This is a genomic window from Pseudomonas sp. SDO5532_S415 (assembly GCF_054071155.1).
This window is the reverse complement of record NZ_JBSVWS010000073.1, coordinates 13736-27570: the sequence shown is the minus strand read 5'-3', so window position 1 is coordinate 27570 and position 13835 is coordinate 13736. Positions and strand designations below refer to the sequence as shown.

Here is a 13835-nt window from a genome sequence, read left to right as displayed (position 1 = left end):
TGTGGGAGCGAGCCTGCTCGCGAATGTGGGCGAAGCGAATGCTGTTAAGCCGTAACCCGCTGCTTCTCGGCCACACGACTGCGGCCATACAGCACAATGATCGCAAGGATCGCCACCGCCTGCGCACTCAGCGAATAAGCATCCGCATGAATCCCCAGCCAGTCGAAATCAAAGAACGGCACCGGTCGCGTTCCGAAGATCCCGGCTTCCTGCAGCGCCTTCACGCCATGCCCGGCGAACACCACCGACAATGCGCACAGGAGACCGGCGTTGATGCTGAAGAACAACGTCAACGGCAATTTCGCCGAGCCGCGCAGGATCACCCACGCCAACCCCACCAACAGCACCAGCGCCGTCGCACCGCCGGCCAGCACTGCGTCGTGGCCCGTAGGACCCGCCTGCAACCACAGGGTTTCGTAGAACAGAATCACTTCGAACAGCTCGCGATACACCGAGAAGAACGCCAGGATCGCAAAGCCGAAACGCCCACCGCCGCCCACCAGGCTGCTCTTGATGTAATCCTGCCAGGCCGCGGCATGGCGACGGTCGTGCATCCACACGCCCAGCCACAGCACCATGACGCTGGCGAACAACGCCGTCGCGCCTTCCAGCAATTCGCGCTGTGAACCACTGACATCGATCACATAGGCCGCCAACGCCCAGGTTCCCAGGCCGGCCAACAGCGCCAGCCCCCAACCGACGTTGACACTGCGCACCGCCGATTGCTGGCCGGTGTTACGCAGGAAGGCGAGGATCGCCGCCAGCACCAGAATCGCTTCCAGCCCTTCGCGCAACAGAATCAGCAGCCCTGAAATGTAGCTCAGGGACCAGCTCAATCCGTCGCTGCCCAATAGACCGGCAGACGTCTTCAATTTAGCCTTGGCCGCCTCCAGACGCTGCTCGACCTGCTCCAGCGGCAAGCCATCCTGCAACGACTGACGGTAGGCCATCAGCGATTTTTCCGTGTCCTTGCGCACGTTGGCATCGACGTTATCCAGGGAGCTTTCGACCAGTTCGAAGCCTTCCAGGTACGCCGCCACCGACAAGTCATACGCCTGATCGTGGTCACCGGAACGATAGGCCGCGACGCTCTTGTCCAGGGTCGCCGCTGTGTAGTCGAGCAACTGCGCCGGGCCACGCTTGACCTGTGGCGGCTGCGCCCGTTGCGCGCGGAAGGTCGCCGCGCCTTGTGGGCCATCGGTGGCCTGTACTTCGGCCGGGGTCTGACGGGCCAGATCGGCAATGTTGTAGAGCTTGTCGCTGCTGGCGTTCGCCGGATCGGCGCTGAAGCTGGCGATGAAAGTGGCCAGGTCCCAACGCTGGCGATCGTCCAGCTGATCGGCGAAGGCTGGCATGTCGGTGCCTTCAACTCCGAGGCCCAGGGTGTTGTAGATCGCGTAGAGGCTCAGGTGATCCAGACGCGCGTGATCGCGCAGGTTGGCCGGAGGCGGTGTCAGACCGACGCCCGCCGGGCCATCACCCGCCCCGGCATCGCCGTGACACACTGAACAGTGCTGTGCGTACAGCGGTGCGCCTCGGGTCGGGTCCGGGGTAATGATCGGCGCCTGGCTGACTTCATAGGCCACGGCCAGTTTTGCACCCAGTTGCCGCGCCTGACGGGCAACATCTACGCCATCCTGACGCGCAGCGATCGCATTGCGCAGCGTGTTGATGCCCTTTTCCAGACCGGCCTTCTCAGGATTGGCCGGCATGGCAGCCACCATGCCTTGCAGCGCCTGGACGAATTCCAGTTGCTCGCGGTATTCGGACTCGTTGACGACCTTGCCTGCTTGCACAGCTTGCGGGTAATCCGCGCCGATATAGTCGAGTAAATGCAGGGCTTGCGGAGCGCCTTCCACCGTGTCGGCCAGCAGATTGAAACTGCATAGGGCGAACACCGGCGCTATCAGCCAGGCCAGGAAACGGGACGGGGCAGTCATGAATGGATCTCAATTGGAAACAAGAAGTAACATATTGTTCCCTCCCAATGACTTTCACTCAAGCTTTGTTGTGGATTGCGTATCACTCCCACCTTCCAGGCGAACCACCAAAGCGCCAGTGGATCAAATCGAATTACGAGTATCGCTGCATCGTCCCAAGGATTTTGATGCCATCCGGATGGTGGACGAGTCGGTGCAGATCTATAACAACGAGCGACCGCATCTGTCGCTGAAATACAAAACGCCCGATGCGGTGCATCGGGCGTTTTGAGAGTGAAACAGGCGTAAACCTGTTTCAGGATCAGACACTGAAGGTTTTACACGGCAACTTTGCGCAACGTCGCCATAAACGCCGCCGCGCCAATGAACAGCCCGGCAAACGTGCGGTTCATGCGTCTCTGCTGTTTGGGCGTGCGCAACATGCGCAGCACTTTGGACGCCAGGCCAGTGTAGCCAGCCATGACGATCAGATCGACGAAGATCATGGTCACACCAATGATCACGTACTGGATCAGCAGTGGCGCGTGCGGGTCGATGAACTGCGGCAACACCGCGAGCATGAAGACCAGCGCCTTGGGGTTGCTGATATTGACCAGAAACCCCCGGAACACCAGGGCCATCGGCTTGCCGATCTGGCGGATGGCCGCGTCATCGCTCATGTCGCTGGGCAGCGCTCGCCATTGCTTGATCGCAAGATAGACCAGGTACGCCACACCGAACCATTTGATTGCATAGAAAGCTGTGGCCGACGCCGTGAGAATCGCCCCCACACCGGCACCGACAATGGCAATTTGCACTGCAAGGCCCAATTGCAGGCCCAACGCGTTCCAGTAACCACGCCAGAAACCGTATTGCAGACCGCTGGACATCGACGCAATGGCGCCGGCGCCAGGAGACAAACTGATCACCCAACAGGCGGCAAAGAACGCCAGCCATGTTTGAAGCTCCATCGCACACCTCGACTCAGACTCGTGACAGACATCTAAGCTAATGCGGCTTTGGGCTGATGACTACCGATTTTTTTGCCGGATGTTGCGGTTGCCGACCAGCGTTGCCGGCTTGAGGGTCTCTTCGCGAGCAGGCTCGCTTCCACAGGAGTACGCATTCCAAGGTGGGAGCGAGCCTGCTCGCGAAAGCGTTGTGCCAGACGACAGAAGGCTTACTTTTCGAACCCGCTCGAAGGAAACACATCAGTTCCACGCCAACGCCGAACCGAACGCTGGAAGAACAGGCTATTAGGCACTTGCACCATGGCGCTGCCGGTCCCGAGCTCTTCGGCCTCGATCAGCGTGGTGTACAGCAGGTTGATCGCCACGACCCGGCCTTTGACGCCAGGCTTGTCGGTGGTGTCCACCAGTTCGACCACATCGCCGAGACGGAACGGGCCGACGGTAAAGATCAGGATCGCGCAGAGCAGATTGGAGAGCACGCTCCACATGGCGAAAAACGCCACCGCAGCGACCGCGACAAACCCGGACAATGCCGTCCAGAGCACCGTGGCTGACACTCCGAGGCGCTCCAGCACGAAAATCAGCGCGCTGCCCATGATCAGCCAGCGCAGACCGCCGCGCAGGGGCATCAGCAATTGCGGCGGGAACGGGTAGCGCTCGCCCAGTCGGGTCAGGCACTTGGCGACAAAACGCTGGGCAATGTAACCGGCCAGCAGAATCAGCAGGATTTGCACGCCGAGCCAGATCGGCTCGGCCCACATCGGCGGCAGCGGCAACTTGAAGGCGTCCATCAGGACAGCGCCTCCAACTCCGCCTGCATGCTTTCCAGCAGTTCCAGGGCTTCCATCCAGGCCTCTTCCAGTTCTGCCTCACGCACCTTCAACCTGGCCTGTTCGGCCAGCAGATCACGCAACTCGTTCTTGCGCGCCGGTTCGTAGATATCGCTGTCGCCGAGGCTGACATCGATTTTCGCCAGCTTCTCGTGCAGCTTGCCCAATTCGGCCTCAAGCTTTTCCGCTTCGCGCTTGTGGGGGGCCAGTTGCTGGCGCAAGGCAGCCGCGGCCTGGCGCTGGGCCTTCTTGTCGGTCTTGTCCGGGTTGACCGGGGTGTTGCTGACCGGCGCATTGCGCTGACGGTAGTCCACCAGCCAACGGGTGTAGTCTTCGAGGTCGCCGTCGAACTCCTCGACCTTGCCGTCCGCCACCAGAAAGAAGTTATCGGTGGTGCTCTTGAGCAGGTGACGGTCGTGGGAGACCACCAGAACCGCACCGCTGAACTCCTGCAAGGCCATGGTCAGCGCCAGGCGCATTTCCAGGTCCAGGTGGTTGGTCGGTTCGTCGAGCAGCAACAGGTTCGGCCGGTCCCAGGCGATCAACGCCAGCGCCAGGCGCGCCTTCTCGCCACCGGAGAAATTCAACACCGGTTCGTCGATCCGCGCACCGCGGAAGTCGAAACCGCCGAGGAAGTCGCGCAGGGTCTGTTCGCGCTCGGTCGGCGCCAGTCGCTGCAAGTGCAGCAACGGGCTGGCTTTGGCATCCAGGGAGTCGAGCTGATGCTGGGCGAAGTAGCCCACCACGGTGTTCTCGCCACGGGTCAAACGGCCCGCCAGCGGCTCCAGCTCACCCGCAAGGTTCTTGATCAGGGTCGATTTACCGGCACCGTTGGGACCGAGCAAACCGATTCGCGCGCCGGGGGTCAGTTGCAGCTTGACCTTCTCCAGCACGGTTTTCTCGCCGTAGCCCAGGCGGGCGTCGGACAGGTCAATCAGCGGGCTGGAAATTTTCTGCGATTCGCGGAAGACGAAATCGAACGGCGAGTCGACGTGGGCCGCGGTCAGCTCTTCCATCCGCTCCAGCGCCTTGATCCGGCTCTGGGCCTGACGGGCCTTGGTCGCCTGGGCCTTGAAGCGGGCGATGTAGCTTTCCATGTGCGCACGTTGCGCCTGCTGCTTCTCGTAGGCCTGCTGTTGCTGGGCCAGGCGTTCGGCGCGGGCACGCTCGAAAGCGCTGTAGCCACCGCGATACAGGGTGATCTTGCGCTGATCGACGTGAGCCACGTGATCGACCACGGCATCGAGGAAGTCGCGGTCGTGGGAGATCAGCATCAAGGTGCCGGGATAGCTCTTGAGCCATTCTTCGAGCCAGATGATGGCGTCGAGGTCCAAGTGGTTGGTCGGTTCATCGAGCAGCAGCAGGTCGGAGGGACACATCAAGGCTTGCGCCAGGTTCAGACGCATCCGCCAGCCACCGGAGAAATCCCCGACCTGGCGATCCATCTGCTCGTTGGTGAACCCCAGGCCGGCCAGCAGCTTGCGCGCACGAGCGTCAGCGGTATAGCCATCGGCGCTGTCGAGCTCCGAGTGCAGACGGGCCTGTGCGGCACCGTCATGGGCCGCTTCGGCAGCCGCCAGGTCGCGTTGCACCTGTCGCAGGCGCAGGTCGCCATCGAGCACGTAGTCGACCGCCAGGCGTTCGAGGGTGTCGACCTCCTGGCGCATGTGGGCGATACGCCAGTCGGCCGGCAGGAAGCAATCGCCCGAATCAGGGTGCAGTTCACCCCGAAGCAAGGCGAACAGGCTCGATTTGCCGGCGCCGTTGGCACCGATAAGGCCGGCTTTCTGGCCGGCGTGCAGGGTCAGCTCGGCGTCTTCTAGCAGACGTTGCGGGCCACGCTGTAAAGTCAGGTTCTGAAGTCGAATCATAATGGCGGCGGAGTCTACCAGCTTCGCTCGCAACTGGCGCGAGTAGCACTATGTCCTCTGACCTGTGGAGCTTTTCCCTGACCCTTTACGCCCGTCCGGGTGTCGAACAGTCGTGTCTGCACTTGCAGTCGGCGGGCGTCAATGTGTGCCTGCTGCTGTGCGGGGCATGGCTGGATCAGCGGGGAGTCGCCTGCAATGATCAACGCTTGCTGCAACTTCGCAGCCTGATTGAGCCTTGGGACGCCGATGTCGTGCAGCCGTTACGGGCTTTACGCACGCAATGGAAAACCGCTGCAACGAGCGATGCCGAGCTGAACTCGCTGCGCGAACAAGTGAAGGCCTTGGAACTTGAAGCCGAACGGCATCTGTTGTTGCGACTGGAGCGAGGGGCACAGGATTGGCCGCAACATGAAGTGACCGATCAATCGGCCTGGCTGGAAGGTATGGCAGTGGGCGCCAGCCCAGCGGTCCGCGACGCGCTGCATGAGCTGCGCGTCGCGGTGACCGGCACTTAGGAAGCGCTGGTTGGGGTGGTGGCGGAGTTCGACGGCGCGACTGGCGTTGGCGCAGTGGTGGCTGTCGAAGTGGTTGCTGTTGGCGCAGGAGCAGCCGAAGCAGATGGCGCTGGCGTCGCTGGCTTGGCAGCAGGCGCTGGGGTCGGCTTGGCGGCAGCGGCCGGTTTTTTCACAGCAGGTTTTGCGGCTGGTTTTGCAGCCGGTTTTGCAGCGGCAGGTTTCGCTGCAGGTTTCGCTGCAGCAGGTTTTGCAGCAGTGGCTGGCTTGGCGGCTGGTTTCGCTGCGGCAGGTCTTGCGGCAGTGGCTGGCTTGGCAGCCGCAGGTTTTGCAGCAGCGGTTTTCGCAGTCGGTTTAGCAGCAGTTTTCGCAGCCGGTTTAGCGGCTGCTTTTGCAGCCGGCTTGGCAGCGGTTTTAGCTGCGACAGGTTTTGCGGCTGGCTTGGCTGCAGGTTTCGCAGCGGCAGTTTTAGCAGCGGGCTTTGCAGCTGGTTTGGCAGCGGTGGTTTTCGCCACGGCTGGTTTCGCAGCAGCAGTTCTGGCAGCCGGTTTTGCAGCAGCTGGTTTAGCTGCAGCTGGCTTGGCGGCAGGTTTGGCAGCGGCAGTTCTGGCAGCTGGTTTTGCAGCGCTGGCAGCAACCGGTTTTTTCGCCGCAGGTTTTGCTGCGGCTTTCACCGGTGCTTTGGCAACCGGTTTGGCGGCAGACTTGGCCGGAGCTTTTGCAGCAACCGGTTTGGCAGCGGCTTTCTTGGCAGGAGCCGCAGCAGGCTTGGCCGCACGCAGGGACAATGCCTTGCCGACAGCCTCTTGTACACGACCGACACCCTGGGCCAGTTTCAGGCTTTCTTGAGCGTCGCGCTTGAGTTGCAGGATGTAGGCGCGAGTGTCCGACTGACGCTCCTTGAGGGCATCAAGCAGGTCTTCGAGCTGCTTCACTCCGTCCTTGGCCTTGGCTTGTGCCTTGGCTTTTCCGGCGGCTGCAGCGTCCTGCAATTTGGTGCGGGATTTGTGCAATTTTTCCTGCGCTTTTCCGCGCTGCTTTTCCAGTTTGGCGAGCAGTTTTTCAGCATCAGCCAAGGCTTCGGAACAAGCGGTTTCCAGATGCTCGAGCAAGCTGCCCGAGAGTTGTTGGAGTAAGTGCAACGGGGTATTTACAGGCTTCTTGGTGGCCGACATGGTTTACCTCCTGGCTGACGTGGGTGCGGCTCATACTAGACCTCTGCTGCTACCGCCGCTAGGGCATCTTGACAGTATCCAAAGCGTTGCGTTGCAACGGATCGAAAATGTTCGGCGCTTGAACAAAAGCAGTTCACCGTTGAACGCATTCTCACTGGCATAATCGCCCGCATCTCAGGTCGGAGAGTGCCCATGTCGCGCTACCTTTTTTTATCGCTGTGCGTGATTTTTTCCGCGGCCCAGGCTGCTGAAAAAAACCAGGAAAATGACGCTCACGATCTCGCTTACAGCCTGGGTGCGAGCCTCGGTGAACGCTTGCGCCAGGAGGTTCCCGACCTTCAACTCAAAGCGCTGGTCGAAGGTCTGCAGCAAGCTTATCAAGGCAAACCCCTGGCCCTGAAAGACGAGCAGATCGAACAGATCCTGACCGAGCACGAAGCCCGGGTTGCCATGCAAACACCGGCTCCGCAAAACGAACTCGCGCTGGAAAACGAGCAACGCTTTCTCGCCGGAGAAAAAGCCAGACCCGGTGTTCGTGAACTGGAGGACGGGATCCTGCTGACAGAGTTGGCACCGGGGACTGGCGCCAAGGCGGGACCGAACGGCAAGGTGCAGGTGCTTTATGTCGGACGCCTGCCCGACGGCACCGTATTCGACCAGAACAATCAGCCACAGTGGTTCAGTCTCGATAGCGTGATCAGTGGCTGGCGCAGCGCGCTGCAAAACATGCCGGTCGGAGCCAAGTGGCGCCTGGTGATTCCATCGGCACAAGCCTATGGCGCCGACGGTGCCGGCGACCTGATCGCGCCGTTCACGCCACTGGTGTTTGAAGTCGAATTACGCGGCGCCACCAGCTGATCGTGCAAATGAAAAACGGCGCGCCTTGGCGCACCGTTTCGGGGTCTTGCGGTAAACGATTCAGGCCTGGACCGAATCGGTTTCCTTGTGAGCGGTGTGCAGCACTTCGATCAGGCAGTCTTCCAGTTCGAAGCGTTCGTGCAACAGGCCGCCAAGCTCCTTGAACTTCTCCGCGACACACTTTCCTTCATCGCATAGATCGTTGAACGCGAGGAGTTTCTCGGTGATGACGTCGATGCGCGGGTAGAGGGTCTCGGCGAGTTCAAGACCACGTTTGTCGTTGAAGGCCTTGGCCTCCCCCGTCAGCTGTTCATAGATTTCGAAGTGGCCGGCAGACACGTAATCCACCAGCACGCCGCAGAACTCCAGCAGAGGTTTGCGGTTATCACCCAGGGCCTCAGGCTTTGCGCCGAGTGCGTCATAGGCCCCGATCAGTTCTCGACGCTCCTGCAACCAGCGATCGATCAGCAGATGTACTCCACCCCAACGTTCCTGAGCATTCTGACAACTTTCGAGCATGGCGTTCTCTCTTCCCTTGTGGGTCATGCTGCTCTACATCCGTCGTACTCCTGATGATCAGGAGTCGCCCAGGCAGAGCGTCATCGAGCAACATAAATCCAATGACACGTGCGGGCCAGATTATGCCCGCACGACGGTGGCTTCAAGGTACGCAGGCGATAAAGTTCATACAAGTGTTTAATCACCCGCCAGGACCCGGGGCGACGAGTCGCCGCCGAGCGGTCTGCGCACGTTGATCCAGACAAGGCGCAACAGCTGATAAATACCCAGACTCGACATCGCAACGAAGAACAGCAAACTCCACTCCGGGATGCTCAGGTCGAACAGCGTCCAGGAGATTTGCCCGCAATCGATGGTGCCTTGGAATATCTGCTGCACAACACAGACCCACGGCGTACTGGCGAACAGCTCAACCAGGTTGGGTGCACAGGTTGATAGCTGATGCACCGGATCGCTTTGCAAGAGCACTTGCCGCCACGCCGTGACCGTACCTGCCAGACTGCATAGCAGGCTGAGCAGCCAATAGAGCGCAGAGCCGAGACGACCAGGCCCCTGCACGGCGGCCATCAAGCAGACACCTGTCAGCAGCGCCAGACAAATTCGCTGCAACAGGCATAAACCGCAAGGCTTGAGGCCGACCGAATATTCCAGATAGTAGGACACGCCCAGAACCAGGGCGCCCGCAACGAAAACCGTGAAGAACAAGGAGCGTGTGCAGGCCAAAGACATGGCTTTTCCGTAGCAATAAGGACCGACGGCTACGGTAGAGGAAAGCGCGTCGGCGTTACAAGACGGGCTGACAGGGACAGTTCAACAGGGGTGTAGGGAATTCCCGACAGCATATGGAGGATCAGGCGTAGTCCTTTGTAGGATTCTGCTGAAGACGCAATCAGACGTAAAAAAATCCGACGTTGAAATGCGTCAGTTGTGGCATTGGGGGCCGCTTCGCAGCCCAGCGGGACGGTGCGGCGTTCCGACAAGCTCCTTCGCCACAAGGTCATTCTCCAGCCATTGAAGCTCGCCTCAATCAAGCGCTAACGGGCACCGGCAACGGCGCCGCCAGCAAGCGCTCATCGAGCAGTCCCAACCCTTCCTGGAACAGCTGATTACTACGCTCGGTGTCACCCATTTGCGCCAGCAGCCGCGCCAGTTCGGCACAGGCTTCCGGATTGCGCTGCACGCGCAGACTGCTTTCCAGATAGTCCCGGGCCTTGCCCCACAGACTGCTTTGCAGGCACAGGCGCCCCAGCGTCAGCAGCAAGCTCGGGTCGGCGGGATGATCCTTGAGCCAGCTTTCAGCGAGCTGCAACTGGCGAGCCGGATCACTGCCACGAACCAGCCCATAGAGACGCGCCAGGTGACTGTCGTAGTTGCGCTTGAGCGCAATGCGCAAGACCTCCTCGGCCTCGACCTGCGCCCCCAGTTGCCGCAGCTGCTCGGCATAGGCCAGCACCAGTTGCGGCTCCTGGCGTTGGGCCGAAGTCAGCTGCTCCCAGGCACGATTGAGCGACTGCAAACCGACGGTCCCGCCCTCTTCCTGATGCGCCGCCAAAGACAGATTCTTGCCCCAGGCACGGCGTTCCAGCTCGGCCAGTTCAGCCGGCGGCAGGACTTTGTCCTTGCGCAGCTCCGGCAGGAGGCGAATCACTGCCGACCAGTCGCCCCGTTGCTGGTGCAGGCGCTGCAACTGGCGCAGCGTTTGTGCGTTACGAGGGTGGCGCTCGTGCATGGCTTGCAGAGTCGCCAGGGCACCTTCGGTATCGCCACGGTCGGTCTGCAATTGCGCGTGGTTCAGGGCGATCGCCAACTCGGCCTGGGGCTGACGCTCCAGCGCACGTTCCAGCAGGCTATCGCTCTCTTCGTAATGCCCTTGTTCGTTCGCGGCACGGGCAGCGCCGAGGTAGTAAAGCAGCGGCTGGCGCTCGGCTTCCGCAGCTCGATACAAATGACGCTGCGCACTGGCCCAGCGACCCTCGGCCAAGTCCAGCTGACCGTGTTCGATCGCCACCTGTACCCGGCGACTGCGGTTGCGCCGTGACCATGGATTGACCACGCCGCCGGACGTCGTCACCAACTCGATCAACGCCTTGATGCCCCAGAACACCAGCCAGAGTACGGCGACCAGCGCCAGCGTCGCCCACAGGCTCGACTCGAAGCGGAAGCTTTTATAGGCAATCAACACGTAACCGGAATGCTCGGCAATCGCCAGCCCCAGCGCCGCCGCGGCGGCAATGGCCAGAAACACGATCACATACAGGCGCTTCATGGCGTGGCCTCCTGCGAGGCGTTCGCGGCAGGCTTGGCCAGCGGTTTGATCGAGTCTTCGGCTTTGACATTGCGTCGCTCCAGATACCCTTGAACGGCGCTCAGCGTACCGGTCAGGTCCGGAGTCACCACGGTGACAGGCTGCTTGCTCAGTTCGGCCACCTGTTCAAGCATCACTTTGCTTTGCGGGTTGTCCGGGTTGAAGTTGCCCTTGAGCACGTCCCGTGCCTCGTCCAGCGCCTGGCTGTAAACCGCCGCCTGGCCATTGAGCGCGGCCCATTGCGCCTGCTCCAGTGCCAGGCTCAGTGCCAGACGCACTTGGCTCAGGCTCTGTCCGGCGAGCAACGGGCGGACATTTTTATCGGCGTTGAAATCGATACGGATGTAGCGCGAGATCTGATCCCACCATTGCGCCCAGCGGCTGGCGCCGTCGCCGTCGGCGGTCAGGCCCAGCAGGGATTCGCCACGGTCCTTGTACTCGGGGGCCAGCTCGGTGAGACCGACCACCTGATCACGCAGCGCACCCAGGCGCAGGAACAGCCCGGTGCGATCCGGCTGTTCGGTGCTGCGCAAGGCCACCAGGGTTTTCGCCACCTGTTCGCGCGCGGCGAAGGCACCGGGGTCATTTTGTTCGCGAAGAATTTCGTCGGCGCCCTGGACCAGGGCCTGGGCACTGCTGATGTCCTGCAACGCAGACAGGCGCAGGCTGGCCAGACGCAGCAAGTGCTCGGCTTCAGCCAGGCGCCAGTCCTTGCGACTGGCCCCGAGGACGGTTTCCAGACGCTGATTGAGTCGTTGCTGATCGCCCTGCAGTTGAATCACCAGACGACTGCGCTCCTCCAGCACATCTGCGCCGGGCAATTGCTCCAGGCGCGCGCTCAGGCGCTCCTCATTCAGTTTCAGGCTCTGCGCCTCGTCGCTCAACGCTTGCACCTGGCTCAAGTGCTGCTGATTGGTCGCTTGCAGATGACGCACCTGCCAGACACCCCAACCTCCTACCGCGACACCGGCAGCACCCAGCAGCAGCGCGACGATTGCCAGCCCATTGCCTCGGCGCTGCACGGCATCACGTGGCGGCGGCACTTCATCAACAGGAACATCGACTGGTGCATCGAGCACTGGCCGGACGTCATCTTTAGGCAAGGCTGTTTCGCTCACGTATCCATCCTTTGCATTAGAGAACGGGCACGGGATGCTCCCGTAACGCCGTCAGCAAAGCCGCGGCACTGGCGCCACGACAATCCACAACTGTCAGGGCCCCGGCGGCATGTGCCAGCTCGGCGACCCTGGGGCTTGGTACAAACAACGGCATCCGCGCCAACTGCGGCCAGGCATCGCCAGCCAGTTGATGCAGGTGCTCAAAACCCTGTCCACTGCTGACCACCAGCGCATTCAGGCGTTCCGCTTCGATCAGTTCCGACAGCGCTGCCGGCGGGTATGGCGGCAGCTCGCGGCGGTACAACTCCAGATACTCGACACTAGCACCTCGCTCTCGCAAGCGCTCAGCCAGCCACTCGCGACCACCCTCCCCACGCAGGATCAGCACACGCGGATCAGGCCGGGCGACAGCCTCGCGCAAATTCGCCAGCTCAAGCAAGGCTTCACTGTCATCGCCATCCTCCGGGAAGCTCACGTCCAGGCCGCGATCCTGAAGAATCTGCGCCGTCGCCGCGCCGACGCTGAACCATTTCACACGCGGTGTTTGCGAGCAAAACCGGTCGAGCAGTTCGATGCCGATCCGTGCGGCGGGCTTGCTGACCACGATCAATGCACAATAGCGATCCAGGCCTCGGATCACGTCACGCATTGTGTCAGAGGCCGGGATCGGCACGATGTCCAAAAGCGGCAAGCTGCTACTGAAAATCCCCTGTTCGGCCAGGAGACCACTCAGCACCGCCGACTCATCCGCCGGACGCGTCAGCAGCAGGCGCCAGCCAGTCACTCGTGACCTGCCTCGCCATAGACCGCTTTCAGAATGTCAGCGGCACCTTGGCTCAACAGGTCTTCGGCCACGCGCACACCCAGGGCTTCGGCATCGCCACGCGGCGCACGCGCCTGGGCGCTGAGCAACAGACCGCCACTCGGATCACCCACCAGGCCACGCAACCAGACCTGCTCGCCTTCAAGCACGGCGTAACAGGCGATCGGCACCTGGCAGCCGCCATTCAGGTGTTTGTTAAGGGCACGCTCGGCGGTCACACGGGTGGCGGTGTCCTGATGATGCAGTGGTGCCAGCAACGCGTGAATTTCGCTGTCAGCGCTGCGGCACTCGATCCCCACCGCGCCCTGGCCACCGGCCGGCAGACTGTCGTCGACACTGATGGCCGAGGTGATGCGGTCCTCAAATCCCAGCCGGATCAAACCGGCGGACGCGAGGATAATAGCGTCGTATTCGCCGGCATCGAGCTTGGCCAGGCGCGTATTGACGTTGCCGCGCAGGAAACGGATTTCCAGGTCCGGACGACGAGTCAGCAACTGGGCCTGACGGCGCAGACTAGAGGTACCGACGATGCTGCCGGGCGGCAACGCCTCAAGGCTGGCATAGCTATTGGAGACAAATGCATCACGCGGGTCTTCGCGCTCGCAGATACAGAACAGGCCCAGGCCTTGCGGGAAGTCCATCGGCACGTCTTTCATGGAGTGCACGGCGATGTCGGCTTCGTTTTCCAGCAGCGCGGTTTCCAGCTCTTTGACGAACAGGCCCTTGCCGCCGATTTTCGACAACGGCGAGTCGAGCAGCTTGTCGCCGCGACTGACCATCGGAACCAGCGTCACGAGCAGGCCCGGATGGGCCTCTTCCAGACGGGCTTTGACGTATTCGGCCTGCCACAGGGCGAGAGCACTTTTGCGGGTGGCGATGCGGATCTGGCGAGAGGACATGGATCAATCCGTACTGAATAGATACGGCAGATAAT

13 protein-coding genes and 1 pseudogene are annotated in these 13835 nt (G+C 61.5%); 3 read left to right on the top strand and 11 right to left on the bottom strand.

Annotated features, from left to right (window positions below):
• Positions 1-44: 44 nt before the first annotated feature.
• Positions 45-1940, bottom strand: coding sequence for an FTR1 family protein (locus tag ACW9HW_RS17065; protein WP_457400937.1), 1896 nt, complete (start codon positions 1938-1940; stop codon positions 45-47).
• A 145-nt stretch (positions 1941-2085) separates the two neighbouring features.
• Here ACW9HW_RS17065 and ACW9HW_RS17060 point away from each other — a divergent pair.
• Positions 2086-2211 (top strand): annotated as a pseudogene (locus ACW9HW_RS17060) (integrase core domain-containing protein); the annotation flags it as partial.
• Positions 2212-2257: 46 nt separating this feature from the next.
• On the opposite strand, the gene ACW9HW_RS17055 reads toward ACW9HW_RS17060, so the two are convergent.
• The 3 genes from ACW9HW_RS17055 to ACW9HW_RS17045 all read right to left on the bottom strand — a co-directional run bounded on the left by ACW9HW_RS17055 (position 2258) and on the right by ACW9HW_RS17045 (position 5591).
• Entirely contained in the window at positions 2258-2890 is a 633-nt protein-coding gene (locus ACW9HW_RS17055) for a LysE family transporter (protein WP_095196248.1), read from the bottom strand.
• A 209-nt stretch (positions 2891-3099) separates the two neighbouring features.
• Positions 3100-3681 carry a mechanosensitive ion channel family protein gene (locus tag ACW9HW_RS17050; RefSeq protein WP_095196247.1) on the bottom strand — a complete coding sequence of 194 codons (582 nt, stop codon included), beginning with the start codon at positions 3679-3681 and terminating at the stop codon, positions 3100-3102.
• Positions 3681-5591, bottom strand: a complete 1911-nt coding sequence (locus tag ACW9HW_RS17045; RefSeq protein ID WP_095196246.1) for an ATP-binding cassette domain-containing protein — start codon at positions 5589-5591, stop codon at positions 3681-3683. Before ACW9HW_RS17045 ends, ACW9HW_RS17050 begins: the two co-directional genes overlap by 1 nt.
• Before the next feature lie 50 nt (positions 5592-5641).
• Here ACW9HW_RS17045 and ACW9HW_RS17040 point away from each other — a divergent pair, with 50 nt between their 5' ends.
• Complete coding sequence (locus tag ACW9HW_RS17040; protein WP_457400934.1) at positions 5642-6106, top strand: TIGR02444 family protein; 465 nt, start codon at positions 5642-5644, stop codon at positions 6104-6106.
• On the opposite strand, the gene ACW9HW_RS17035 is transcribed toward ACW9HW_RS17040, so the two are convergent.
• Complete coding sequence (locus ACW9HW_RS17035) at positions 6103-7278, bottom strand: AlgP family protein (RefSeq protein WP_095196244.1); 1176 nt, start codon at positions 7276-7278, stop codon at positions 6103-6105. The two genes, ACW9HW_RS17040 and ACW9HW_RS17035, sit on opposite strands and share 4 nt — an antisense overlap.
• A gap of 192 nt (positions 7279-7470) precedes the next feature.
• On the opposite strand from ACW9HW_RS17035, the gene ACW9HW_RS17030 reads away from it, so the two are divergent.
• Complete coding sequence (locus ACW9HW_RS17030) at positions 7471-8136, top strand: FKBP-type peptidyl-prolyl cis-trans isomerase (RefSeq protein WP_095196243.1); 666 nt, start codon at positions 7471-7473, stop codon at positions 8134-8136.
• 60 nt (positions 8137-8196) lie between these two features.
• Here ACW9HW_RS17030 and rsd read toward each other — a convergent pair whose 3' ends face one another.
• The 6 genes from rsd to hemC form a co-directional block, all read right to left on the bottom strand.
• The gene (rsd, locus tag ACW9HW_RS17025) at positions 8197-8655 is read right to left on the bottom strand and encodes a sigma D regulator (protein ID WP_095196242.1); all 459 of its coding nucleotides are present in this window, start codon (positions 8653-8655) and stop codon (positions 8197-8199) included.
• 177 nt (positions 8656-8832) lie between these two features.
• Positions 8833-9384: a disulfide bond formation protein B gene (locus ACW9HW_RS17020; RefSeq protein ID WP_457400930.1), complete on the bottom strand. Its 552-nt coding sequence runs from the start codon at positions 9382-9384 to the stop codon at positions 8833-8835.
• A gap of 298 nt (positions 9385-9682) precedes the next feature.
• A complete protein-coding gene (locus ACW9HW_RS17015) occupies positions 9683-10921 on the bottom strand; it encodes a heme biosynthesis HemY N-terminal domain-containing protein (protein WP_457400928.1) in 1239 nt (412 codons plus the stop codon).
• Complete coding sequence (locus ACW9HW_RS17010) at positions 10918-12078, bottom strand: uroporphyrinogen-III C-methyltransferase (protein WP_457400926.1); 1161 nt, start codon at positions 12076-12078, stop codon at positions 10918-10920. The genes ACW9HW_RS17015 and ACW9HW_RS17010 overlap by 4 nt, the downstream gene beginning before the upstream one ends.
• Positions 12079-12094: 16 nt before the next feature.
• Complete coding sequence (locus ACW9HW_RS17005; RefSeq protein WP_095196238.1) at positions 12095-12862, bottom strand: uroporphyrinogen-III synthase; 768 nt, start codon at positions 12860-12862, stop codon at positions 12095-12097.
• The gene (gene hemC, locus ACW9HW_RS17000; protein ID WP_457400924.1) at positions 12859-13800 is read right to left on the bottom strand and encodes a hydroxymethylbilane synthase; all 942 of its coding nucleotides are present in this window, start codon (positions 13798-13800) and stop codon (positions 12859-12861) included. Before hemC ends, ACW9HW_RS17005 begins: the two co-directional genes overlap by 4 nt.
• Positions 13801-13835: the final 35 nt, after the last annotated feature.